25 protein-coding genes are annotated in these 23,258 nt (G+C 39.4%); 9 read left to right on the top strand and 16 right to left on the bottom strand.

The features are described from left to right. Nucleotides 1-23 precede the first annotated feature (23 nt). From polX to zapA, 3 genes are all read right to left on the bottom strand, one after another. Nucleotides 24-1,736, bottom strand: a complete 1,713-nt coding sequence (gene polX / locus ACZSMY_RS03435) for a DNA polymerase/3'-5' exonuclease PolX (RefSeq protein ID WP_465147459.1) — start codon at nucleotides 1,734-1,736, stop codon at nucleotides 24-26. Nucleotides 1,737-1,984: 248 nt separating this feature from the next. After that, on the bottom strand, nucleotides 1,985-2,536 hold the full coding sequence (locus tag ACZSMY_RS03430) for a CvpA family protein (protein ID WP_042534452.1): 552 nt from the start codon (nucleotides 2,534-2,536) through the stop codon (nucleotides 1,985-1,987). Nucleotides 2,537-2,541: 5 nt separating this feature from the next. Then, entirely contained in the window at nucleotides 2,542-2,802 is a 261-nt protein-coding gene (gene zapA, locus ACZSMY_RS03425; RefSeq protein WP_042534454.1) for a cell division protein ZapA, read from the bottom strand. A gap of 128 nt (nucleotides 2,803-2,930) precedes the next feature. Here zapA and rnhC point away from each other — a divergent pair, with 128 nt between their 5' ends. After that, complete coding sequence (gene rnhC / locus ACZSMY_RS03420) at nucleotides 2,931-3,851, top strand: ribonuclease HIII (RefSeq protein ID WP_465147458.1); 921 nt, start codon at nucleotides 2,931-2,933, stop codon at nucleotides 3,849-3,851. Between the two features lie 13 nt (nucleotides 3,852-3,864). Further along, nucleotides 3,865-4,557, top strand: a complete 693-nt coding sequence (locus ACZSMY_RS03415; RefSeq protein WP_042534457.1) for a uracil-DNA glycosylase — start codon at nucleotides 3,865-3,867, stop codon at nucleotides 4,555-4,557. A 71-nt stretch (nucleotides 4,558-4,628) separates the two neighbouring features. Here ACZSMY_RS03415 and pheT read toward each other — a convergent pair whose 3' ends face one another. The 3 genes from pheT to ACZSMY_RS03400 form a co-directional block, all read right to left on the bottom strand. Further along, nucleotides 4,629-7,058 (bottom strand): phenylalanine--tRNA ligase subunit beta, encoded by a 2,430-nt coding sequence (pheT, locus tag ACZSMY_RS03410; protein ID WP_193062353.1) that lies wholly within the window; start codon nucleotides 7,056-7,058, stop codon nucleotides 4,629-4,631. A gap of 20 nt (nucleotides 7,059-7,078) precedes the next feature. Continuing rightward, nucleotides 7,079-8,113 (bottom strand): phenylalanine--tRNA ligase subunit alpha, encoded by a 1,035-nt coding sequence (gene pheS, locus ACZSMY_RS03405; protein WP_332093736.1) that lies wholly within the window; start codon nucleotides 8,111-8,113, stop codon nucleotides 7,079-7,081. Between the two features lie 400 nt (nucleotides 8,114-8,513). After that, entirely contained in the window at nucleotides 8,514-9,260 is a 747-nt protein-coding gene (locus ACZSMY_RS03400; RefSeq protein WP_306432728.1) for a TrmH family RNA methyltransferase, read from the bottom strand. Nucleotides 9,261-9,353: 93 nt separating this feature from the next. Here ACZSMY_RS03400 and sspI point away from each other — a divergent pair, with 93 nt between their 5' ends. The 6 genes from sspI to ACZSMY_RS03370 all read left to right on the top strand — a co-directional run bounded on the left by sspI (nucleotide 9,354) and on the right by ACZSMY_RS03370 (nucleotide 16,136). Then, nucleotides 9,354-9,572, top strand: coding sequence for a small acid-soluble spore protein SspI (gene sspI / locus ACZSMY_RS03395; protein ID WP_042534468.1), 219 nt, complete (start codon nucleotides 9,354-9,356; stop codon nucleotides 9,570-9,572). A gap of 1,112 nt (nucleotides 9,573-10,684) precedes the next feature. Continuing rightward, entirely contained in the window at nucleotides 10,685-12,283 is a 1,599-nt protein-coding gene (locus tag ACZSMY_RS03390; protein ID WP_193064809.1) for a DUF6583 family protein, read from the top strand. 41 nt (nucleotides 12,284-12,324) lie between these two features. Beyond that, entirely contained in the window at nucleotides 12,325-13,554 is a 1,230-nt protein-coding gene (locus ACZSMY_RS03385; RefSeq protein ID WP_306432727.1) for an ABC transporter permease, read from the top strand. Next, on the top strand, nucleotides 13,551-14,696 hold the full coding sequence (locus ACZSMY_RS03380; protein WP_042534476.1) for an ABC transporter permease: 1,146 nt from the start codon (nucleotides 13,551-13,553) through the stop codon (nucleotides 14,694-14,696). The genes ACZSMY_RS03385 and ACZSMY_RS03380 overlap by 4 nt, the downstream gene beginning before the upstream one ends. Then, the gene (locus ACZSMY_RS03375; protein WP_193064810.1) at nucleotides 14,680-15,354 is read left to right on the top strand and encodes an ABC transporter ATP-binding protein; all 675 of its coding nucleotides are present in this window, start codon (nucleotides 14,680-14,682) and stop codon (nucleotides 15,352-15,354) included. The genes ACZSMY_RS03380 and ACZSMY_RS03375 overlap by 17 nt, the downstream gene beginning before the upstream one ends. Nucleotides 15,355-15,500: 146 nt before the next feature. Further along, the gene (locus ACZSMY_RS03370) at nucleotides 15,501-16,136 is read left to right on the top strand and encodes a lytic transglycosylase domain-containing protein (protein ID WP_226895115.1); all 636 of its coding nucleotides are present in this window, start codon (nucleotides 15,501-15,503) and stop codon (nucleotides 16,134-16,136) included. A 91-nt stretch (nucleotides 16,137-16,227) separates the two neighbouring features. On the opposite strand, the gene ACZSMY_RS03365 is transcribed toward ACZSMY_RS03370, so the two are convergent. The 5 genes from ACZSMY_RS03365 to ACZSMY_RS03345 all read right to left on the bottom strand — a co-directional run bounded on the left by ACZSMY_RS03365 (nucleotide 16,228) and on the right by ACZSMY_RS03345 (nucleotide 20,463). Further along, a complete protein-coding gene (locus ACZSMY_RS03365; RefSeq protein WP_042534480.1) occupies nucleotides 16,228-17,211 on the bottom strand; it encodes a ring-cleaving dioxygenase in 984 nt (327 codons plus the stop codon). A 171-nt stretch (nucleotides 17,212-17,382) separates the two neighbouring features. Next, nucleotides 17,383-18,468, bottom strand: coding sequence for a M42 family metallopeptidase (locus ACZSMY_RS03360; protein WP_193064813.1), 1,086 nt, complete (start codon nucleotides 18,466-18,468; stop codon nucleotides 17,383-17,385). A 157-nt stretch (nucleotides 18,469-18,625) separates the two neighbouring features. After that, nucleotides 18,626-19,117: a dUTP diphosphatase gene (locus ACZSMY_RS03355; protein ID WP_042534483.1), complete on the bottom strand. Its 492-nt coding sequence runs from the start codon at nucleotides 19,115-19,117 to the stop codon at nucleotides 18,626-18,628. Nucleotides 19,118-19,177: 60 nt separating this feature from the next. Next, the gene (locus ACZSMY_RS03350; protein ID WP_042534485.1) at nucleotides 19,178-19,759 is read right to left on the bottom strand and encodes a TetR/AcrR family transcriptional regulator; all 582 of its coding nucleotides are present in this window, start codon (nucleotides 19,757-19,759) and stop codon (nucleotides 19,178-19,180) included. Then, a complete protein-coding gene (locus tag ACZSMY_RS03345; protein ID WP_193064815.1) occupies nucleotides 19,756-20,463 on the bottom strand; it encodes an MBL fold metallo-hydrolase in 708 nt (235 codons plus the stop codon). The genes ACZSMY_RS03350 and ACZSMY_RS03345 overlap by 4 nt, the downstream gene beginning before the upstream one ends. A gap of 224 nt (nucleotides 20,464-20,687) precedes the next feature. Here ACZSMY_RS03345 and ACZSMY_RS03340 point away from each other — a divergent pair, with 224 nt between their 5' ends. Beyond that, the gene (locus tag ACZSMY_RS03340) at nucleotides 20,688-21,086 is read left to right on the top strand and encodes a sigma-w pathway protein ysdB (protein ID WP_193064816.1); all 399 of its coding nucleotides are present in this window, start codon (nucleotides 20,688-20,690) and stop codon (nucleotides 21,084-21,086) included. Between the two features lie 27 nt (nucleotides 21,087-21,113). On the opposite strand, the gene ACZSMY_RS03335 is transcribed toward ACZSMY_RS03340, so the two are convergent. The 5 genes from ACZSMY_RS03335 to rpmI form a co-directional block, all read right to left on the bottom strand. Then, nucleotides 21,114-21,413 (bottom strand): TIGR04104 family putative zinc finger protein, encoded by a 300-nt coding sequence (locus ACZSMY_RS03335; RefSeq protein ID WP_052485083.1) that lies wholly within the window; start codon nucleotides 21,411-21,413, stop codon nucleotides 21,114-21,116. A 55-nt stretch (nucleotides 21,414-21,468) separates the two neighbouring features. Then, a complete protein-coding gene (locus ACZSMY_RS03330; protein ID WP_042534491.1) occupies nucleotides 21,469-22,107 on the bottom strand; it encodes a TVP38/TMEM64 family protein in 639 nt (212 codons plus the stop codon). A 135-nt stretch (nucleotides 22,108-22,242) separates the two neighbouring features. Continuing rightward, nucleotides 22,243-22,518: a DUF1294 domain-containing protein gene (locus ACZSMY_RS03325; RefSeq protein WP_042534493.1), complete on the bottom strand. Its 276-nt coding sequence runs from the start codon at nucleotides 22,516-22,518 to the stop codon at nucleotides 22,243-22,245. 135 nt (nucleotides 22,519-22,653) lie between these two features. Then, nucleotides 22,654-23,010: a 50S ribosomal protein L20 gene (gene rplT / locus ACZSMY_RS03320; RefSeq protein WP_042534495.1), complete on the bottom strand. Its 357-nt coding sequence runs from the start codon at nucleotides 23,008-23,010 to the stop codon at nucleotides 22,654-22,656. A gap of 39 nt (nucleotides 23,011-23,049) precedes the next feature. Continuing rightward, nucleotides 23,050-23,244 (bottom strand): 50S ribosomal protein L35, encoded by a 195-nt coding sequence (rpmI, locus tag ACZSMY_RS03315; RefSeq protein ID WP_042534497.1) that lies wholly within the window; start codon nucleotides 23,242-23,244, stop codon nucleotides 23,050-23,052. Between the last annotated feature and the right edge of the window lie 14 nt (nucleotides 23,245-23,258).

Raw genomic sequence — 23,258 nt, 5'->3', positions numbered from 1 at the left:
TCCGTATGAGAACACTGGCTCACTTATTTCCCCTGGTTAAAGAATGCGGCTAATTCTTCTTTTGTCCATGTGTTGATTACCGTGGACGGTTTGATCCATCCTTTTCGGGCTGTAGCTACGCCATATTGCATATGCTCAAGCATCTGATAGTTGTGCGCATCAGTATCAATGACAAGATTTACGCCTGCTTCCTGCGCTTTTTTAGCCGATTCGTGGGATAAATCTAAGCGATTGGGATTAGCATTAATTTCTAATGCGGTATTTGTTTCTTTTGCTTTTTCAATCAATTTTTCCAGGTTCACTTTATATCCATCTCTTCTTCCGATTAGTCTTCCTGTCGGGTGAGCAATAATCGAAACATATGGATTTTCTAAGGCGTTAGTCAGCCTGTGCATGATTTCCTCTTCCGATTGTTGAAAACTGGAATGTATCGCACCAATAACAAAGTCCATTTCTTTAAGAAAGTCGTCCTCAAAATCTAAGCTGCCATCTGGCAGGATATCCATTTCCACACCCGAAAAGATATGGAAATCAGCGTACTTTTCATTTAATGCATTAATTTCCTGCCGCTGCTTACGAAGGCGTTCTTCATTTAATCCATTTGCTACGCGCAAGTATTTAGAGTGGTCTGTAATCGCCATATAGGAATAGCCCATACTTTTTACCTTTTCAGCCATTTCGTCTAAAGACTGTGCTCCATCACTCCAGGTGGTATGCATATGCAAATCTCCGCGAATATCGGATAGCCGGATTAATTTCTGTTCCTCTGTAAACAGGTCTACTTCTCCTGTATTTTCACGAACCTCCGGAGGAATAAAATGCAGATCAAAATGATTAAAAAAGGCTTCTTCCGTTTCAAACTGGAGCGTCTCTCCTGTTTCTTCCACCTCTACACCATATTCACTGATTTTTTCACCGCGCGACTTTGCCAATTGCCGCATAGCTACATTATGATCCTTTGAACCGGTAAAGTGATGTAAAGTAGAAGCAAATTCCCCGTCAGAAACCATACGAAAATCAACATTGATATCATAAGCTTCTTCTAAAGTGATAGAAACCTTTGTATCTCCGCTTGCAATAACATTTTTGACAGAAGGCAGTGCGATTAAAGCTTCTTTTACCTCGCCTGCATCATCCGTAGCAATGATAAAATCAAGATCCTTTACAGTTTCACGCATACGCCGGATGCTCCCTGCCTGAGAGTAACGGACAATACCCGGAATATCCTCCAGGTAAGCTTCTATCTTCTCAGCAATCGGAAGCATCATTGCTACCGGAAGCCGTTCCGGTCTCTTCCCCGCATCCTCGATTGCTGCAACGATTTTCTCTACAGATTTTTTTCCAAATCCAGGTAACTCTTCTACCTTTCCAGACAGACAAGCTTCTTTTAACGTTTCCGCATCTATGACGCCCAGCTCCTGATAGAGCTTGGATAATTTTTTCCCGCCTAAACCTGGCAAATCTAATAACGGTACAAGCCCGGCCGGTACTTCTTTCTCCAATTCCGCTAAGGTTTCTGAATGTCCAGCTTCGATAAACTCGGTAATTACTGCTGCAGTTCCTTTTCCAATCCCTTTCATCTTTGTAAAGTCATCTATCTCATTTAAGCTGCGGTCATCCGTTTCAATCGCTTGCGCAGCCTTTCGATAAGCGCTTATTTTAAATGGATTTTCTCCCTTCAGCTCCATATAAACAGCTATATTCTCCAGCAAACGAATGATATCTTTCTTATTCATTTTCTTTCACCCTATTCTGTCACTATTTACATAAAACGAAATTTCCTTCCGTGGAGATTTTTCCTTTTCCACGGAAGGTTAGTTAATCAGGAGATGAAGTGACCGTTTTCGCCCATACATATTAAAATAATTGTTCCATATATAGTTAGGGCGAATTACGGACACTCATGCCGTGATAAAACTAACTCAAGCTATCCATGTTAGTTTGAGTCAGTTTTGCTTTCTATACTTGCTAATGACCTGTTATATTATTTGGTCAGAGATTCTGTCAAGTTAAACCATAATTCAAAAATACGATCTGAGAAATATGGTGTCTGTTCAATAATCCGCATTGCCAGAGAAGAACCTTGGATTGCTTCCTGCACTCCGCCGACAGGCGTTAACGCCAGGATATATAAAATAATGAAGCTGATGAGATATATCTCAACAAACCCCAGCGCGGCTCCTAAAATTTTATTGATAAAGCTGATGATGGGTATTGCCGCCACAAAATCCAGCATAGAAGCAATAATCTGCAGAATAAATTTCACCGCAAAAAAGATAAGCGCAAAGGAAATCGCATTATAAAATGCCGATTCGACTGGCAGGTTTTCTAAAAACGCTGACCAGGCTCCATCACCTGAGAGGTCTGGATAAGGAATATATAAGGAAAGTCTTTCTGCAACCGGGTTATAGTACATTACTGCTACAATAAAAGCAACAATAAACCCTGTTAAATGAAATAGCTGAAGAACAAATCCTCTTTTTAATCCCATCATAATCCCAAATAATAGAAGAATAATTATAATTAAGTTAATCATGTTTGTTAGTCCTCTTTCTTTCGTAATGAACCTAAAAGTGTTGCATAATCCTCTTTTAGTTTTAAATAATCGTTCATTGTATTCACAGCCGTTAATACTGCTAAGCTGGCTGTATCTAATTGTTTATTGGCATCATGAATTTCATTCATTTTTTGATCAACTAAATTAGCCACTAGCTGAACATGGCGTTCTGATTCCGTTCCGATAACATGGTATGTCCGATTGTATATTTCAACTGTTACGCGCTGTTTTTCATTGTCTGTCATTTTAACTTCCTCCTGTGTAACGTTGATTCTAGTATATATTAACATGAACTTTGCGGAAAAAGAAGTATTTCAAAATCCCGTTATATTTGCTATAGTCTTAGGTATCCGATGATTGGAGGAATGAAGCTTTGGGCCAAGAAGTATTAACAACATCTGCTGATAAAATCAAACAAATGAAAAAGCATTATCATACTTACTTACAAAAAACACCGCAGGGGGCTGTTTTCCGGGCAAAAACACCTTATGCTGTCATCACAGCATATCATTCTGGGAAGGTTCTCTTTCAGGGCAGCCAGCCAGAGAAGGAGAGCACCCAATGGAAGGATGCATCTGCTTCGACACAAGCAGCTAAAGCGAAGCCCTCTTCAAGTGTGGACACAGCTATTTTTCAAAAAAGTCATATAGGTTCCGATGAGTCAGGAACCGGCGACTATTTTGGACCGATAACCGTTGCGGCTGTTTTTGCAGACAAAGCGCAGCAAGTTCAATTAAAGCAGCTGGGTGTGGAAGACTCCAAACACTTAAAAGATGACGCCATCCACCGTATTGCACAAGAGATCATACAGCTTCCTATTTCATATACCATCCTTAAACTGGAGAATGAGAAATATAATCGCCTGCAGCTTAAAGGCTGGTCGCAGGGGAAGATGAAAGCAATGCTGCATCATCATGCCATTGACAAATTAATTAAAAAATTAGATGGTACAGATTATGATGGAATCGTCATTGATCAATTTTGTGAGCCTGCCGTTTACAAACGCTATCTGCAATCAGAAGCATTAAAGCTTCATGAAAAAACTACTTTTATTACAAAAGCAGAAAGCCATTCAATTAATGTTGCTGCTGCTTCTATTTTAGCCAGAGCCCGGTTCGTAACAGCAATGGATAAATTATCCCAAGAAGCAGGCATTACCTTACCAAAAGGTGCGTCCGGTAAAGTGGATAAGGCAGCAACCAATTATATAAAAGCTCATGGCGAACAGCAGCTGGGACATGTTGCTAAGCTTCATTTTGCCAATACAAATAAAGCAAAGAAATATTTACACTAAATGAGGTGCTACAATGAATATACCTTTAAAAAACGATTGGGGACAAGTTTTAGAGCAAGAATTTGAAAAAGACTACTATAAACACTTGCGGGAATTTCTAAAAACAGAATACGGTTCTCACACGATATATCCGGATATGTACGATATTTTTAATGCTCTTCGCTTTACAGATTTCCAGGAAGTGAAGGTCGTCATTTTAGGTCAGGATCCTTATCACGGCCCTAATCAGGCACATGGCCTGAGCTTTTCCGTACAGCCTGGTGTGCCAGTGCCTCCTTCCTTAAAAAATATGTATCAGGAGCTGGCAGCTGATGTTGATTTCAAGATTCCCTCCCATGGTTATCTGAAAGAATGGGCTGATCAAGGGGTGCTCTTGCTTAACAATGTTTTGACTGTCCGGGCACATCAAGCACATTCTCATAAAAATCAAGGCTGGGAGCGGTTCACGAATCAAGTAATTGATGCTTTAAATCAGAAGGATCACCCGGTTGTCTTCTTATTATGGGGCGCAGCAGCACAGAAGAAGATAGAGTTGATCGATACCGATAAGCATTATATTTTAAAAGCGCCACATCCAAGCCCTTTATCTGCACACCGGGGTTTCTTCGGGTGCCGTCACTTTTCAAAAACAAACGCTATTTTAAAGCAGGAAAATCTGACTCCTGTTAATTGGCAGCTTTCTTTGACGGTAAATCCTGATAAATAAATCAAGTCTATTTACGCTAAAAGCCGCTGGCACAGCTTCAAAATCTGTGCCAGCGGCTTTTTATATCTTGATCAGGAACGGACATACGATCCAAATTGATTATTTACTTTTTCAACAACCGCCTGATAAGATGTCTCCACTTCATCATCTTTCAACGTACGGCTTGGGTCCTGATACAGAAGACGATAAGCTACAGATTTTTTGCCCTCTTCCATATGCTCTCCCTGATATACATCAAATATAGAGACTTCTTTTACTAACGGAGCTCCTGTTTCCTTAATCACTGCCTGAACCTCTCCAGCAGGAACATCATTATCCAGGATAAAGGCGATATCTCTTGTTACAGATGGATAACGCGGAATATCCGTAAAGGAAGGTGTTGCTTGATGTACAGAAAATACAGATTCCAGATTTATTTCAAAAACATAGGTTTCCTTTACATCAAAATCTTTGGCAACAAGCGGATGAATTTGGCCGACATAGCCGATTCCTTTGCCATTTAATCTGATTTCTGCACAACGTCCCGGGTGCATATCTTCCATTTTAGTCTGTACAAAGGTAACATCTAATTCTAAATGTGCGAATAAGCCTTCCACGATTCCTTTTGCTACATAAAAATCAACCGGCTTCTTCTCTTGCTGCCATGGGTGATTATGCCATAAACCAGTTAACGCGCCGGCAACATGCAAATTCTCAATCGGCTGTTTGGTTATCTGCTCTTCTTCAGAAATGAATACTTTTCCAATTTCATAATACGCTAAATCTGTTTGTGTTCTCGCTACATTATGCTGGAGTACGCGAAGCATCTCTGGAATAAGACTTAAGCGGAGATGGCTGTGCTCCTCACTCATCGGCATTGCTAAACCGACTGTATTAGCAGTCCCTTCCTCCATATCAGGTGTCAGGAATCGCGATGCATCCTGTTTATTTGTTAAGGAGTAGGTTAATGTTTCCATCAATCCGGCGCTGGATAAGTAATTTTTGATTTCCCGCTGCAGCAATTGGACATCTGTTAATCCTCCTGCCTGTACCCAGCCTTGCGGAATCGTATATGGCAGATGATCATAACCATAAATACGAATAACTTCTTCTAAAATATCTTCAAAAATAGATATATCCAGACGGCGCGTTGGAACTTGAACAACAATTTCTTCTCCATTTTTACTGAATTCAAATTGCAGCCGTGCGAGGACAGAGGTCACGTCTTTTTCATCTAACTCCATTCCTAATCGCTGGTTCACTTTCGAAGTTGTAATGGTCACAGACTTCTCCGATTTATCCAATTCATCTACTTCTACAACACCAGCTGCTACTTTTCCGCCAGCATATTTTTGAAGCAGACTGCATGCCCGGATACCGGCGCGTTTCACGCGATTTGGGTCAACCCCTTTTTCAAAACGCGTGCTGGATTCACTGCGCAGGCCGGTCTGTTTTACCGTATGGCGAACAGAAGCGGCATCAAAATAAGCAGCCTCCAGCAGGATATTCGTGGTTTCATCCGTCACCTCAGAATCTGCGCCACCCATGACCCCGGCTAAAGCAACCGGCTCTTTGCCATTCGTAATAACAAGATTCTTCTCATTTAATTGACGTTCCTGATTATCTAAGGTAATCATTGTCTCGTTTTCTTTTCCTTGTCGGATAACGACCTCTTTGGAGCCAAACCGGTCATAGTCAAACGCGTGTAACGGCTGTCCGTACTCTAATAATACAAAATTAGTAATATCTACAACATTGTTGATTGGACGGATACCAGATGCCATTAAATAATTCCGCATCCATAGTGGCGCCGGCTTAATTTCCACATCTCTTATAACAAATGCTCCGTAATATGGGTTATTTTCAATGGAATCAATTTTCACATCAATATAATCCTCAGCCTGGATAGATTCATCTGCATTCAGGTTTTCATCTGGTAAATGGATTGGCTGATCTAAAACAGCTGCTACATCATACGCTACACCAAGCATGCTTAATGCATCTGGACGGTTCGCTAAAACATCTAAATCTAACACCGCATCATCTAGATTTAACAGCTCCTGTACAGGTGTACCAACCTCTGCATCTTCTGGAAAAACAAAAATCCCTTCTGCGACGTCGGTAGGAATGTATTTTTCATCCAATCCGAGCTCCTGCAGGGAACAAATCATCCCATTTGATTCCACTCCGCGCAGCTTAACTTTTTTGATTTTCATCCCATTTGGAAGCTTAGTCCCAGGTTTTGCAACAGCAACCTTCTGACCCTCTCCAACATTCGGCGCCCCGCAGACGATTTGCAGGGATTCTTCCCCGACGTCTACTTGACAAAGATTTAATTTATCTGCATCCGGATGCTTCTCACAGGATTTCACATATCCCACGACAATATTTTCTACAGCAGGGGCCAGATATTCCACTCCCTCTACTTCAATCCCAGATCGTGTTATTTTTTCTGCTAATTCTTCTGGTGTTACATGATCTAAATTGACATAGTTTCGTAACCAATTATAAGAAACAAGCATGTACTCTCCTCCTTCTTCTCTTACGCTTGATGATATTGTGATAAGAAACGGACATCATTGGTGTAGAAATGACGAATATCGTTCACACCATATTTCAACATCGCAATGCGCTCCTGTCCCATTCCGAATGCAAACCCGCTGTAAACAGTGGAATCATAACCGCTCATTTCCAATACACGCGGATGGACCATTCCGCCGCCCAGGATTTCAATCCAGCCGGTATGCTTACAAACCGAGCACCCTTTTCCATTACAAACCTTACAGGATACATCCATTTCAACAGAGGGCTCTGTAAATGGGAAGAAAGATGGACGCAAACGGATTTCGCGGTCTTTCCCGAACATTTTTTTCGCAAACACATCTAATGTACCTTTTAAATCACTCAAGGTAATATTTTTATCTACTACTAACCCTTCGATTTGTCTGAATTGATGAGAATGTGTCGCATCATCAGTATCCCGGCGATACACCTTGCCCGGGCAAATCATCTTGATTGGGCGCTTTCCTTGATATGCTTCCATCGTACGTGCCTGCACAGGTGAGGTCTGTGTACGCAAAAGCAATTCATTTGTAATAAAGAAGGTGTCCTGCATATCCCGCGCCGGATGGTTTTTCGGTAAATTTAATTTCTCAAAATTGTAATAATCTGTTTCTACCTCGGGCCCTTCTTTCACTTCATAGCCCATGCCGATAAACAAATCCTCAATTTCTTCCATAATGCTTGTTAATAAATGTCTGCCGCCGACATGAACCGGATTTCCAGGCAGTGTCACATCGATGGTTTCTGTTTCCAGCTGCTCATTTAAAGCTTCTCTTTCTAATTTTTCTGTTTTAGCATCCAATGCCTCTGTAATGGATTCCCGAACATTATTAGCAAGCTCGCCGATAACCGGACGTTCTTCCTTCGATAACTTTCCCATACCGCGAAGAACGGTCGTCAGAGAACCTTTTTTCCCTAAGTATTTCACTTTCATCTCCTGTACAGCCTGGCTGTTTTCTGCCTTTTCAATAGCTGCGAGAGCCTCCTGCTCTATCGCCTGCAATTCTTCTTTCATCGTCCGAAATACCTCCTTTTAATCATTTCCTGTGTTTGATGGACTTTTTTAAACATAAAAAAGCCCCGTCTCCCAAAAAAGGGACGAAGCTATATGGTCGCGGTACCACCCTTGTTGACTGGATAAACCTATCCAATCCAACTCTTGCCTCATAACGGATGGCGTCCGAATCACCTTTACATTTTGATATGGTCCAAGTGTCCGCTCCAGAGTGAAACGTAATTGCCGACATGATAGAAATGCTTCCAGTCAAGGCATCTCCTCCCTAAATCATTTATACAGGCAGTTACTTGCTCTTTCATTGCGTTTAGTTGTTTGTTCTTTTCATAACAAAAGAACGTATCATTTACTTTATGATGTATTACAGTTATTATAGAAAAATTATCGCTGCATTGCAAGGTTAATTCTTTAAATAATATAGCAACACGCCTGCTGCGATGCTGACATTTAATGATTCTGCCTTTCCGAGGATGGGAATGGTTACCCGTTCATCCGCTTTTTCCAACAAGGATTCCTTTACGCCGGCTCCTTCATTCCCAAAAATAAGCGCTGTTTTTTGCGGGATTGGGAGATCTTTGTAATTCTCCGCTTTTTCTAATGCTGTAGCCCAAACACGGTAATCAGCTTCTTTCAGCCGCAACAGCTTCTCTTCCAGATCAGCATGTATAATTGGTAAATGGAAAATGGACCCTTGTGTGGCACGAATCACTTTATCATTATACAAATCGACACAACCGCTGCCAAGGATAATTCCATCTGCACCCGCAGCGTCCGCAGTACGTATGATTGTCCCTGCATTCCCCGGGTCTTGGACTGCATCCAATAAAACAACTACCTCTCCGTTCACTGCTTCTTCTTTCTTTATTTCAACGACAGCCATCATCCCTTGAGGCGAAGCAGTAAAAGAAAGTTCTTTAAACACCTGTTTGGTGACCTCAGTAACAGGAAGATGCTTTGCCATATCCGGCACAGCAACCTCTTCGGAAACAATAAGCTCCTTTACTTCCCAATCGCTCGTCAGCGCTTCTTCTATTAAATGCTCCCCTTCAACCAAGAATGCATTCATTTGCTTTCTATATTTTCTTTGGTGCAGCTTTTTTAAACCCTTTATTTTCTCATTCTTCACAGATGTAATCACTTTATTCATCCTATCCAATTTTAAATTCTAACTACATCATACATAAATTCACAACTTATGGTCAAACTACTTTTAATATCACAATTAAAGGAGTGAACAGGAATGGATTTAAATATCCGTAAAGCAATTTACGCTAACATATCAAATAATAATCAAGAACAATTAGAAGCAACCATTGTGGATGCCATTAATAATGGAGAAGAAAAAATGCTTCCTGGTCTCGGGGTTCTTTTTGAATTGATTTGGAATCATTCAGATGAAAGTAAAAAACAGGAAATGATATCTTCCTTAGAGGATGGAATTCAAAGCGATTTATCCTAATTGACATCAGTTATATCTTTATTATGTCATCCTAAAAAGCATGCCGCTCTCTGAATGAGAAGCCGGCATGCTTTTTAGGATGTTTCAAAAATTTTAATCCATTAAGAAAAACCAATAATACCGCTTGGTCTTTAAAATATCGGTGTTCTTGCCAAAGAGATGTCCGCTGTGGGAAGTCGATTTCCGCGAGCAACGTTCAGCCGCACGGTAAGAAAACCGCTTCCTGCTCAGGTCTACCTGTTGCTTTTCACGCAGGAGTCGACAACATCCGCTCCCATCTAAGTGGAATTATGTTTTATTTGCTATTTTACAAGGAAATAACGCAAATTCTAGTGACGGTTTTGATGGGGCGAGTAATCGCAATGGTTTTCGGTGGGACGAGTAATCGCAGTCCCAGTGGGAAGACACCGCAGAAAAAAAGCGTACTTCTTTTTTTCTACCCGCAGGGCATAAGTGCGACTTTGCTTCTGTCTGCGCCTGTCGGCTTGCCAATCAGCAAGTCTTCTTTAAAGGAGATGAGCTCGGGGCCTATGGAAAGCGTAGTGTTTTTCTGGGGTTGCGATTATTCACCCCACCATAACCCGTCGTAGCGGTCGCATGAACCTGACAACATTGAAGATTACTCCCTCAATGAAACCCATTGGAGCGGATATATTCAGCATTTTTTATATACTTTCTTGTTTTTTCGAGAAAAAACAAGAACACCACTTGATTTTTAAAACATATAATTCGACAAATTTAGCAAACTTTGAAACCTTTTCCTGTTTCGTTCCGTAGAAAATAGTAGAATAAAAGACAGCATGTTTTGACAAAAACTGCTTCCAGCCTGTTTATTTTTATCCTATTTAGGGAATAGGAAATCAAGCTCAGTCGATATTTAGTCTTAAGAACCAAGGCTTGAAACCGATTGACTACTTATTTCTTTAATGTTATAACAGGTTAGGGTCATTTTTCATCGTATAAATTTTTGATTCTAATTCTCAGCTGATGAATATAATTTATAGTATGAAAAAGATACAGCAGCCTGGCTAAACTACATACGCTGAGCTTTTATTGACCATTCTAAATTGTGCAAATTGCGCAAATATAGTTTCAAGAAAGGAGCATGAACTTTGGTAGAAAATAATGAGGAACAACCAAAGAAAAAAGGAATTTCAAAAGGAATTATTGCTATTATTATTGCTGTAATCGTCCTCGCCGGCGGTGGTGCAGCTGCATTTTTCCTAACAACATCTACACCTAAAGCAACCTATTTCCAAGCTGAGAAAAATTCAATTGAACAACTGCAAGATTTTATGGAAACACGATATGAGGATGAATATAATTGGTATGAACAATCCATGGAAAATCCTGTTTCCCAAAACGTGAGCCTCGGTTTAAACCTGGAAGGACTTGAAAATCAAGGCTATATAGACCCGCAAATTGCAGCGATGCTTTCAAACGCTGAGCTTGCATTCCATTCAGAGACAGATATGGAAAACAATCAGGCTTCTACGGAATTATCCGTAAATGTTGCTGGCATGAACTTCGATGGGCTGGCAGGTTATGTAGAAGGCTCTGATGTGTATGCAGAACTTCCTTTCCTGGAAGAAGTACTTAAGATTTCTGATGAGGATATCGGCAGTGTATTGGCTGAAATAGATCCTTACACATTCACAGGCAATGAGCAACTAGGAATTGAAGAGCTGATGTTTGAAAATGATGGTCAGCTATTAACAGATGAAGAGAAAGAATACCTTCAGGATGAATATGTCATGTTCATTTATGATGAGCTTCCAGACGATGCATTTGAAAGTGAAAATGAAGACGTAGAAGTAAATGGTGATTCAATCAGCGCTGAGAAAATCACGATGAATCTTTCTGAAGATCAATTTAAATCTCTAATCACTTCTGTTTTAGAAAAAATGAAAGGTGACGAACAGTTTCAGGAAATTTTAAGCAATCAGCTTGAAAGAGCTGGAAGCACTCCATTAGAAGACCCCGAAGTCTTCCAACAGCAGATTGATGAAGTATTAGGAGAATTTGACAGCGCCATGGATCAAGGCATTGAAGCAGTAGAAAACTTCCAATTCCCTGATGGCGTCCAATCTACACTTTGGGTATCTGATGATAAAGTTGTCCAACGCGACTTCTCTATCAGTCTAGCACCTGAAAACGAAGATCCTGTTACTTTCAATTTATCCGGCGGCCAATTATTTAATGATGATCAGATTTATTTTGACCATACATTAACAATGGGCGATGGATCTGAAGATGTAACGATGGCGTTCAATGGAGATTTCCAAGGAACTGGAGACTCTGTAACAGATAATGCTAACTTTAGCTTTTCATTTGACGATGGCTACATGCCAGTTGAATTCGCTGGTACGTATACTGGCGATGAATCGTTAGATGGGTCTACTCGTGATTTTGACCGTCAACTGCAATTCACAGTAGAAAATGAAACAATAAATCTTGGCTGGACTGGTGACTCTACCTACGATGGCGACCAAATGAGCTCAAACAATAATATTGCATTAGATTTCCCTGGATATGTTGAAAATGTTTCCATGGACATTAATTCTGAAGGTGCAGTTATCGATGCGGTAGAAGGTGTTGATACATCAAATGTCGTTGACCTCGGCGCCATGTCTGCCGAAGAACTGCAGCAATACTTCGAAGGTGACTTCAGCAGTCAGCTTGAACAATGGTTAATGCAGTTTGGCCTCTAAGCCAGCATTTGAAAGACTGAATTAGAAAGAAAAGAGTGTGCATGATCATGATTTTTCTAAAGCAAACTGGGCTTTTTATCAAAAATCATATACGGCAGCTTAAGAGGAAGTGGTATTCACTTCCTCTTCTTTTCATATTTCCGCTTGCGTTGGCGGGGCTTATGATGGTGATTGTTGTCAGTTTTTTTTCCCAGGATGAAAATGAAGCCATCCAATTAGGTTTAGTTGATTTAGATAATTCAACAGAAACAGAAATGATGGTGCAATTATTAGAACAGTCCTCAGGCTTTATTGATTTTTTAGAAGTCAATCAATTATCCGAGGAAGAAGCTATTGAACAGATTGAATTAAACAATTTAAGTACATATATCGCTTTTCCGGAAGGCTTTATTCAGGATTTATATCAAGGATACTCTGTGGAAGTTCCCATCGTCGGCAATAAAAAACAGCTGCTGGAAAGCTACATGATGAATGAAACGCTGCAGAGCGTTGTCCGTCACATTCGTTCCTCGCAAGCTAATATTCTGGCAATCAATTATTATGCAAAACAATTTGAAATGGACGATGAAGAAAGAAATGACTTTGTTTTCGAGCAGTTCCAAGAGTTTTTAATGTATACTGTCGGCAGAGACCAGGTCATAAGGGAACGAACCTTGTCCAATCAGGCAAGTTCCTCCCCTGTTGCTTATTTTAGCTTGGGAGGCTGGTTTATTATCAGCAGTCTCTGGCTCTTTTCGTTATATTATTTTTTCACAAAAGAAAATCCGGCATTGATTAGTCAGCGTATTCGTTTGTATGGAGCTACACAGCTCAGGCAAATGCTCGCTAAGATAATGGTTACGCTCGTACTCTCCCTTATGTTAGCCTGTCTGTCCTTTTGGGCATTACTTTCTTTTTTAAATATAGAGCTGAATCAAGAAAATATTGTTCGCTCTTTCATACTTATTATTTTGTATCAAGTTGGGTTTATTATCTGTTTGGCCATTTTTGAAGTGCTTATTTCTTCTTTAAAATTAAGACTGCTCACACAGATATTATTTACATCCATTTTGATAATATTTAGCGGCGCACTGATTCCGACGCTATACTTTCCATTAGGAGTTCAGGATTATCTTCCCTACTCTTATGCTTATAACAGTCTTTACTGGCTTCAGGAAATTGTACTTAACGGGAGACATTATGCCGAATATACTTCCAGCCTTCTGCTAATTGGAGTTTTGTTATTTATACTGCTGGGACTTTTAAGCTGGAAGGAGCGCAGAAGCATATGATGGATATTCTGACGACACGTTGGCTGCATTTGAAAAAGCAGCTTGTATCTATATTATTTTGGGCAATCTCACCTATCCTTTTCACCTGGCTGCTTCTTTCTGGTACAGAGCTTATTCAAAACCAAAGCTCGATTCCAGTTGGAGTTATACTGGAGGAAGAAACAGAGATGGCAATGCAGTTAAGAGAAAAGCTCGATTCCTCCGATCTCATTCGTGTAGTAGACATAGAGAATGAAACAGAAGCAAGACAAATGGTAGCGACGCATGAGCTGGATAGTGCATTTATTATTGAAGAAGGATATGAAGATGCTATTCAGGCTGGTCAGCGCAACCGGCTGATTACAAGTTACCAGACAGATTTATCTATGGGTTATACACCGGTTGTAGAAATGATTGCTTCCTTTGTTCAAGAGGATAGCGGAAAAGCCAAAACAGCATATACCATTATGGATTTAGGGGAGGCTTTAAACAGTTCATCCATTCTCTCTTTTGATGAAATAATGAATGAAATTTATTCTATTGAAGAAAGTGAGAATCTGATTTTCACTAATTTCACTTTGCTTGGAGAAGACACTGAAACCGATGAAGGGTTTTCTTTATTCCAAAACCCATGGGGCTTATGGTCCGTTTTTTCACTTTTATCTACCTTCTTTTTATTTGATTGGCTGATAAAAGAAAAAAATGCAACAACCCGCATCCGTTTCATATTTAATCGTTTTTCTTTTCCAACCTATTTGCTGTCCAACCTCCTTCTTTACAGTATGGGGTTATTTGTATTAGATATGCTGACATGGGGCATTTTCCATATTTTATATGACGAAGGCTTTAGTATATCGCAATTAGTTTATCTAGTCAGTTTTCGTGTAACGGTTTGTATGCTTGTTTTTTTGACAGGATTAGCTTTTAAAAAGCTGCTCCCCTATTATATAACTGCTGTTTTGATTATTTTAGTAACGATAATCATCAGCGGAATTATATTACCCATGGATGGGGTTTATAAACATTTCCCTTGGGTTGCATATGCAAACCCGTTAAGACAGATTGTTTATGAAGAGATATGGAGCGGCTGGACATTTATTGCACCAATTTGTCTCATCGTCTGGTATGTGAAAGGAGTTTTTGGCAATGCAGCTGGAAATTGAAAAAGTATCTAAATCATTCGGAAAAAAGAAGGTGCTTGAAAATGTATCCTTCCAGGTAGAATCCGGCGAAATCATCGGTTTGGTTGGAGAAAATGGCGCGGGAAAGTCCTCTCTGCTCCGTATTTTAGCAACAATTTCAAAAGCAAATTCAGGCAGTATACGTTTAGGTGAATGGACATACGGAAAAAATCGAAAACAGCTTCGCAGAATTGTAGGATTTGTCCCTCAAGATATTGCTTTGTGGGAAGACATGACTGTGAAGGAAAACATGATGTTTTTCGAAAAACTTTCATGGGTCCATCGCTCAAAAGAAGAATTAAAAAAGCTTTGCGAGGATATGGAGCTATTTAAATGGAATGAACCTGTTCATACATTATCCGGCGGAATGAAACGTAAATTAAACATGGCTATCAGTCTGATCCATAATCCGGAATTGCTGCTGCTGGATGAGCCGACCGTGGGTATTGATTTACGATCCAAAAAAGAAATAGCTGGTTATCTGAAACAAAGAGCGACGGTTGACCATAAAATGATTATGTATACCTCTCATGATATGGATGAAATTCAAAGTATCTGTGACGCTGTCGTGTGTATTGGAAATGATCCATTCTACGAAAATTTATTGCGAGAAACAAACATGAAAATAATTTCTATATAATATTGCTTAAAAATTGTAAAACAGATAAAATAGAATTAGTTAATGTGCGTGAAACTAAAAATTTTTAGTAATAATTATTCATTTTATATCGTGATTACGCAGGATAAAGAATCTATTTTTCAGTAAAATACGGACGGTGAATGCGAATGGAAATCAATACGAATCAACTTACAAACCCTTTAGGCATGCTAGGTTCTGCTCCAGAAGCAGGAAATGTGGAAGAAAATACAGGCTTCGGCGGAAAGTCTTTTCAGCAGCTGCTTTTAGAACGAATCCGGGAGGCAGAAGAACGAACAGCACAGGATTTTGGATCGAATATTCAAAATCCTGAAGTTGTTTCTTCTCCTATGGCACAAATGGCTTCTTCTGCACAGCCAGCTGCAAGTCAGCCTGTCAGTGGGAAGGCATCAAATTATCAAGGTATCGTTCAGGAAATGGCAAACAAATATAATGTAAGTGAACGATTAATCAATGCTGTTATTCAGCAGGAATCTAATTTTAATCCGAACGCCAGAAGCCATGCCGGCGCGCAAGGTTTAATGCAATTAATGCCGGGAACAGCTTCAGGTTTAGGTGTTACGAATTCGTATGATCCCCGCCAAAATATTGAAGGCGGCACAAAATACTTAAGTCAGATGCTTAACCGGTATAACGGAAATATAGAATTAGCTTTGGCTGCGTATAACGCCGGACCGGGCAACGTAGATAAACATCAGGGTATTCCGCCGTTTAAGGAAACAACAGCTTATGTATCTAAAGTAATGGGTACATACCGTTCTTAAAAATAGATTTAACGTTAATTTAAGATATATTTCTTAAATTGTACAAAAAAAGATTCGTTTATCAATGGATAGATAAACGAATCTTTTTATTTTATTCATATTCTTTTTCAATGGTTTTTGTACTGCGGACCGTATCGATTTCTCTTACCTGACTTTCAATCTGTTCACGCTGCGGCTCAAGAAATGGCGGCAAGGCTAATTTCTCTCCCACTGTTTCATACGGCTCATCCTCCATAAAACCAGGACCGGCTGTGGCTATTTCAAATAATACCTGCGGCGCAACTGGCGTATATAGGGAACCAAAATAGAAGCGTTCCACAAATCCCGAAGTATTAAAACCAAATTGCTCTATTCTTTGCTGCCATGTATCTAAATCTTCCCGTTCGTCCACACATAATGCGGCGTGATGCACGGTACCATAGCCCTGTCTTGCAGGAGGCAATTCTTCATTATGCTCTACAATGATTCGGGCGCCGTTTCCTCCTTCGTCCACTTCAAATAGATGGAATGCTCCCTCGTCTGCAATCTCCTTGTACATAAATACTTTTTCCAGCACTTGCTTGAAAAAGTTGAAATCTGCCACACGTACCACAACAGGGCCAAGTCCAGTAATTCCAAATTCTATTGGTATTGGGCCATTTTTCCATGGTGTACCGGATGCTCTTCCATTATTATTCTCATCTGAAACGAGCTGATATTGTTGATCATCAAAATCAGCGAAGGATAATGTTTTTACATCAAATTGCTGTTTGATTCCTGTATGTGCAATTCCCAGGCGATCAAAACGTTTCACCCAGTATTCGAGCGCCGCATCACTTGGAACACGTAAAGATGTTTTATAGATTTCATTTGTTCCATGAGAACCTTTCGGGATACCTGGAAAGTCAAAAAATGTCATATCTGTTCCGGCGCTGCCTTCATCGTCCGCAAAGAATAAGTGATACGTTTGGATATCGTCTTGATTGACTGTTTTCTTTACTAATCGCATACCGAGTACATAAGTGAAAAACTCATAGTTTTTTTCTGCGCTGCTTGTAATTGCTGTAACGTGGTGCATTCCACGGATTGGATTCATTGTAAAAACTCCTTTTATATTTAATTAAATATTTTTTAATTAAATATTTTTTAATTAAATATAATTTACCATAGCTTTTTCTATCTGTCAATAATGGGCATCTTATAGCACCCTCTTTGATAAAAAATCGTACCTTTTAAATTGATTAAAGGCACGATTTTTTTATCATTATTAAGCTTTAATTAAAGCATCTACCGTTTCCCGGTCTAATTTCTTTATGACAGCTGTCAGCAATTTCACCGCATTTTCATAGTCATCCCGATGAAGAATCCCTGCATGGGAATGAATATAGCGGGTTGCTACTGTAACAGACAGAGATGGAACACCATTGCCCGTTAAGTGGATGGAGCCTGAATCTGTACCTCCGCCAGACATCGAGGTAAATTGGTAAGGAATATTATTCTCCTCTGCTGTATCCACAACCAAATCACGAAGTCCTTTATGTGAAATCATGGAAGCATCATACAGCACAATTTGCGGTCCTTCGCCAAGCTTGCTGTCCGCTTCTTGTTTCGCAATCCCCGGTGTGTCTCCTGCAATGCCGACGTCGACACCGAAACCAATATCCGGCTGGATCAGATGGGCGGATGTTTTTGCCCCGCGCAGACCGACCTCTTCTTGAATCGTACCGACTCCATAGACGGTATTAGGATGTGCTTCATCTTTTAATGCCCTTAATACATCAATGGCAATTGCTAAACCGATACGGTTGTCCCAAGCTTTTGCCATCAATAATTTTTCATTTTTTAATTGGGTAAATTCAAAATAAGGAACAATCGAATCTCCAGGTTTTACACCGAACGATTCTGCTTCTTCTTTACTAGTAGCACCAATGTCGATAAACATATCTTTTATTTCATATGGTTTCTTTCTGGCTTCCGGACTAAGTACATGCGGAGGCTTGGAACCGATAACCCCTGTCACATCTCCATCCGAACCCATAATCGTTACGCGCTGTGCCAGCATAACCTGATTCCACCAGCCGCCAGCTGTCTGGAAATATAAAAAGCCATTTTCATCAATGCGTGTAACCATCAGGCCAATTTCGTCCAAATGCCCTGCAACCATAATTTTCGGTCCATTTTCATCTCCGGTTTTCACTGCGATGGCACTGCCTAAATTGTCTGTTGTCAGCTCATCCGCAAAGGGCTTGATATAGCTTTCAAATACGTCACGCACTTCTTTTTCATTTCCTGGTATTCCCTTTGCGTCCGTTAAATCTTTAAGCATTGTTAAGGTGTTGTCTAATTTTGCCATATTCAAAATCTCTCCTTTAAAGAAAATTGGCTTGCCTGGTGTAATAAAGCTTCAAATTTCCTTTGTTTTGCATTCATCAACAACAAATACAACACGAGGACTCGCCGCTTTCAATCATTTGCTATAAGCTTACTCTTCCCCAACGTATGGAAAAGATTTAATAACCTTGATCCTGACGCTCATAATTAATTTTATTTTTCTCCCAATAAGCCTGCTGGATATCCTCATCCGTAAACCCAAGCTGATTTCCTAATCGCAGACTCCAGCTGAACAGCTGCTGATAATTTTCATTTACCGGGTTTTCCCGGTAGGTAATCGCCTTCTCATATACGTGATAAAAACATTCTGATTCGGTAATGTCCTCTTCCAATTGTGTTTTATCCGCTGGTTGATAAATAAGATCCTTTTCTATACCAATGGACATTAAAAAATGCAGAACATCTACGTATTCTTCTAAAATAACCTGCCCGCTATTTCTTGGTTTGGTACTCCAAAATTTAAAGCATCTTGTCTCATTTGCAAGCTCTCCAAGCTCTACCAGCAAGGCAAGATGCTTTTCACGAAATAAATTTACATTTGACAAATCATGATTATTTTCAATATATGTATCTAGTTGCTTCTGCATATCAAATAGCTGATTCCAATCCAACGTAACGCCTCCTCTTCCATGTTCTCTTCCATTTTATCACAGACCTTTTAGAAAATCTTTTTATTCCCATTGACCATCTTGATTTGAACGGCTTTCCAAATTTGTCAAAACCAGTTCCAATCCGATTGTAAAGCTTTTTTCCAGCTCCTGCGGAAGCCCAAATCCTTCATTTATCTCTAACAGCGTAAACCCATGCAGATAGCTTCGTAATACCCGAATAAAATGAATCGCTTCCTCTTCGGATAACGTATATTTTTGCAGTATTTTTAGAAAGATAGCTACAATCTGCTCAGATATTTGTTTCGTTTCCTCGCTATTCCAAACATTCACTTTTTGCGCTAATTCATATTGCCCCGGATTGTTTTTTGCAAAATTTCGATACTCCTGCGCAATCGCCCACAGCGCTTCTTTCTTTTCCAATCCAATACTGGCTGTGAGTAGTTTCTCATACAAATTCCGCATACTCCTATTAGCTGCTATATCTAATAGGTCTTCTAAATTTTCCACATGATTATATAGGGATGGCGGCTTGATGCCTAATTGTATGGCTGTATTTTTTATGGTTACACCGGCTATTCCCTTCTCTTCCACAATTTCTAGCGTTGCATCAATGATTCTTTCCTGGGTTATCTTTTTTCTCATTTTTCCATGCCTCTTTCTGCAACTTTTATCGCTTTTTTCATCTGCTCCTTTGGATAGACGAGCATATTACCATGTCCTACTGCAAGTAATTCGGGATTTAAATCCAGTAATTTTTTTGCACTCTCTACAGCCATTTTCCTGTCCCAAGTTGCTATTTTAGGAAAAGGAAACTGCCACTTTAAGACCCCGGAAACAGCAAGGCCTCCCCTTGTTTGGAATGCATCTCCGGCAATAAGCATTCGATGCTGCGGTTCAAAAAAAGATACAGCTCCCGGAGTGTGCCCCGGACTCGAAATTACCTCCAAAGAATCAATGAATTCTCCGCTTTCAAAAGTAAAATCAATCGGGATAATGTTTTTAGGAAAGCCTCCCTTTACAGGTTTATCCGGCTCGTCTTCCTGCAAGCGAAAATCTTTTTTTAATAAATAACTGTCTCTTTTTGAAATTCCCACCAGTACTTCAGGAAAGACTTTTTTAAAATAGGGTATCCCGTTTACATGATCTCCGTGTGCATGGGTCAAAATTAATGTATTCAATGGCTTTCCAGTTTGATGAACCATTTCTTTTACCGTATCAGCAAACTTCCCCACTCCCATATCGATACAGATTAAATCTGCTTCCTGCTCTACAACAAAGCAGTTAATTGGAAAAAGATACGGCAGAAAAGTAATTTGATATAAATTATGATATCGTTTAATTATCATTTAATCACCTAAACTAATGTTATTAACATTATAACTAATCGAATTAGTTTAAGTCAATAAAATAATATAAGGATTTAAAATCAGAGAAGATCCCAGTATGACAATCAGGAAAGGCAGGAAATATTAAATTTCAACATTTTTTTAATAAAATAATATTTCTCTGAAACTTTTTTGAATCTCATCCGTATGAAGGGGTAACAGGACGTTCTAAGGAGTAGATAATTATGGCCATCATTCTCTTTCGAATATTATTAGTGATTGCAATTGCACTATTAATTTATACATGGATTCAATACTTAAAAAATCCTGAGCGAAAGCTGCGTCTTTCTCGGGAAAATCAGGGTTTTTATTTATTAGATGAACAAAATAACAATAAGAAAAATTTCCAATTAACTTATAAAGGCTGCCTTTTTATCGGTGAAAAATACTTAGGGACCACCGAAGATGCTTTTGAAGTCGTGGATATTCATGTTACCGTTAAAAATCCATTAGAGCTTCGGGGATTGACGAGAGAGGATTTGTATTTTCTGGAGCAGGAAATATTAATTCACTATCCGCACGCTTCCATTACGTGGAAGCATCCGATTAATGAGTTGATTATAACGGAGATTACAAAAGACTAACCAGCCCGGACAGGACTGGTTATTTTTCTATACAAAAGGAGCTTCTTTGTCGGTAAAACGGTAAAAATAAGGGATAATTAACATAAAAATAAGGAATAAACAAAAGCTTACTGGAATAATAATCACCCAAGAAAAGTTCCATACATTCATGATGAAAATAACAATCATTAGAATCGGACTGAAAAGTAATGTATTAAACCGGCTTTCTTTTGTTAAAAATTGCTTCTTTTTACAGCTTGGACAGCGCATTCTCCAGCTCCAGACAAGCTCACGAAGTTTAAATTCATGCTCACAATTCCAGCACGACGGGAGTTCTATATCATACATCACCTCTATTAACCCCTTTTTCTTACTTTTATTTTAAAACAACCAGCTCTTATGCTCAAGAACTGGTTGTTTTACTTGGTGTAAGAGGTTTTGATAATCCATGATGCCGATGCTCCGTACCCGACGTTGGCGAAGCAAAAAACTCCTGCCATTTAATAATAATCTCTTTTCTCCTTAACAGGTACAGGGATGGGAGTAAGGCGATGATAAATGCAGCGATATATACCGGAGAAAGCTGAGAGATCCAACCGCCGATGCTTGTGTAGACAATTGCCAGAGGTATGTTTGAGATAAAGGAAGATTTTATATATCCTTTAAAGGTTTGATTCGTTTCAATCAAGCATAAAGATAATAAGTGAAAATGAATAAATGGAACAAGGCGTAACAGCGTAATCTGAGCGGTTGTCATTTCTGTATGCTTGCCAAGTAACCGCTGCTTCAAAATAATGAGTTTATCAATAGATTTCGGCATCCAGCCTGCCATGATATAAAAAAGCAAACTCGCCATTGTTATCCCGATAATAGAATAAACACTTCCTGCAATTGGACCAAATAAGATACCGCCAGAAATACAAATAAACACAACTGGTAAGAATAACATGGGCCGAATGAGATGAAGAATAATAAACAGCAGCGGAGAAAGCACGCCTCCCATCTCAACAATCACCAGCAAATAATTCCCAACGTATTCCATGGCTACCCCTCCTCTGAGGAAGCTGGTTTAATTTCTATTTATATATATGTTTCAAGACGAGCTGTGTATGATAAAAGAATTACGCTGGTTTTTCTATTAAAAAAATGCTCCATTAAAATGAAACACTCCCCCCCCCTAGAAATAGACAGTCAGGCTAATAAAGCTGATTATATTAATCGCGATTAATACCGGAATACCAATAGTAAAGCTCTTATGCTTTGTTTTATGCCGGAAAGTCTGCATGCCAATATATACACCGGCACTTCCTCCTAAAATAGCCAGCAGCCAAAAGGTCCGTTCAGGAATTCGATATGCTCGCTGCTTTGCCTTTTGTTTATCTTTAAACATCAAATAAAACCCAATCGTATTCGCAATAAGTATATATAGAAGCCATGATGATATGTTTTCCATTTCTTCCTCCTGTTTTCATGAATGATACCTTTTCATCATAAAGAAAGTCTCTGTTTCCTGCAACACTGAGCGCCTTGGTTCGAAAGATAAAAAAAGATCGCTATCCAATTTGGATGCGATCTCTCATTCTTCCTATTATTTTAAAGCTTCTTTTGCTTGAGATACTAATTGAGAAAATGCTTGTTCGTCATTAATAGCTAAATCAGATAGCATTTTACGATTAATATCGATACCAGCAAGCTTCAAACCGTGCATTAATTTGCTGTAGCTCATATCGTTTAAACGAGCAGCAGCGTTAATACGAGAAATCCAAAGTTTACGGAAATCACGTTTTTTCTGTCTGCGGTCACGATAAGCATATTGACCTGATTTGATAACCTGTTGTTTTGCTGTTTTAAATAGAGTTCGTTTCGAACCGTAATAACCTTTTGCTAATTTTAAGACGCGTTTACGACGACGACGCGTAACTGTTCCACCTTTAACACGTGGCATAAGAAATCCCTCCTGTATTCAATTACATATCTAAATTTATTATTTTGGCAGCATTTGTTTAATGCGTTGATAGTCCCCAGAAGAAACTAAAGTACTCTTACGTAATTTACGTTTTTGCTTCTGAGATTTGTGTGCAAACATATGGCTAGTGTATGCATGAGATCTTTTTACTTTTCCAGATCCAGTTTTTTTGAAACGTTTTGCTGAACCTTTATGAGTTTTCATTTTAGGCATGATTTTTTCCTCCA

It is taken from the genome of Oceanobacillus sp. B139/18, assembly GCF_055524595.1.
Note: the sequence above shows the minus strand (reverse complement) of the source record. Positions and strands in the feature narration are given on the sequence as shown.

What these genes read in the sequence shown, in the direction of transcription:
- ACZSMY_RS03360 (WP_193064813.1), bottom strand. Translation starts at nt 18,468, where the DNA reads ATGGCAAAATTAGACAACACCTTAACAATGCTTAAAGATTTAACGGAC.
- ACZSMY_RS03375 (WP_193064810.1), top strand. Translation starts at nt 14,680, where the DNA reads ATGCAGCTGGAAATTGAAAAAGTATCTAAATCATTCGGAAAAAAGAAG.
- polX (WP_465147459.1), bottom strand. Translation starts at nt 1,736, where the DNA reads ATGAATAAGAAAGATATCATTCGTTTGCTGGAGAATATAGCTGTTTAT.
- ACZSMY_RS03325 (WP_042534493.1), bottom strand. Translation starts at nt 22,518, where the DNA reads ATGGAAAACATATCATCATGGCTTCTATATATACTTATTGCGAATACG.
- ACZSMY_RS03330 (WP_042534491.1), bottom strand. Translation starts at nt 22,107, where the DNA reads ATGGAATACGTTGGGAATTATTTGCTGGTGATTGTTGAGATGGGAGGC.
- ACZSMY_RS03380 (WP_042534476.1), top strand. Translation starts at nt 13,551, where the DNA reads ATGATGGATATTCTGACGACACGTTGGCTGCATTTGAAAAAGCAGCTT.
- ACZSMY_RS03430 (WP_042534452.1), bottom strand. Translation starts at nt 2,536, where the DNA reads ATGATTAACTTAATTATAATTATTCTTCTATTATTTGGGATTATGATG.
- ACZSMY_RS03415 (WP_042534457.1), top strand. Translation starts at nt 3,865, where the DNA reads ATGAATATACCTTTAAAAAACGATTGGGGACAAGTTTTAGAGCAAGAA.
- rplT (WP_042534495.1), bottom strand. Translation starts at nt 23,010, where the DNA reads ATGCCACGTGTTAAAGGTGGAACAGTTACGCGTCGTCGTCGTAAACGC.
- ACZSMY_RS03340 (WP_193064816.1), top strand. Translation starts at nt 20,688, where the DNA reads ATGGCCATCATTCTCTTTCGAATATTATTAGTGATTGCAATTGCACTA.
- ACZSMY_RS03345 (WP_193064815.1), bottom strand. Translation starts at nt 20,463, where the DNA reads ATGATAATTAAACGATATCATAATTTATATCAAATTACTTTTCTGCCG.
- ACZSMY_RS03365 (WP_042534480.1), bottom strand. Translation starts at nt 17,211, where the DNA reads ATGAATCCAATCCGTGGAATGCACCACGTTACAGCAATTACAAGCAGC.
- pheS (WP_332093736.1), bottom strand. Translation starts at nt 8,113, where the DNA reads ATGAAAGAAGAATTGCAGGCGATAGAGCAGGAGGCTCTCGCAGCTATT.
- ACZSMY_RS03385 (WP_306432727.1), top strand. Translation starts at nt 12,325, where the DNA reads ATGATCATGATTTTTCTAAAGCAAACTGGGCTTTTTATCAAAAATCAT.
- pheT (WP_193062353.1), bottom strand. Translation starts at nt 7,058, where the DNA reads ATGCTTGTTTCTTATAATTGGTTACGAAACTATGTCAATTTAGATCAT.
- ACZSMY_RS03350 (WP_042534485.1), bottom strand. Translation starts at nt 19,759, where the DNA reads ATGAGAAAAAAGATAACCCAGGAAAGAATCATTGATGCAACGCTAGAA.
- zapA (WP_042534454.1), bottom strand. Translation starts at nt 2,802, where the DNA reads ATGACAGACAATGAAAAACAGCGCGTAACAGTTGAAATATACAATCGG.
- sspI (WP_042534468.1), top strand. Translation starts at nt 9,354, where the DNA reads ATGGATTTAAATATCCGTAAAGCAATTTACGCTAACATATCAAATAAT.
- rpmI (WP_042534497.1), bottom strand. Translation starts at nt 23,244, where the DNA reads ATGCCTAAAATGAAAACTCATAAAGGTTCAGCAAAACGTTTCAAAAAA.
- ACZSMY_RS03400 (WP_306432728.1), bottom strand. Translation starts at nt 9,260, where the DNA reads ATGAATAAAGTGATTACATCTGTGAAGAATGAGAAAATAAAGGGTTTA.
- ACZSMY_RS03370 (WP_226895115.1), top strand. Translation starts at nt 15,501, where the DNA reads ATGGAAATCAATACGAATCAACTTACAAACCCTTTAGGCATGCTAGGT.
- ACZSMY_RS03335 (WP_052485083.1), bottom strand. Translation starts at nt 21,413, where the DNA reads ATGTATGATATAGAACTCCCGTCGTGCTGGAATTGTGAGCATGAATTT.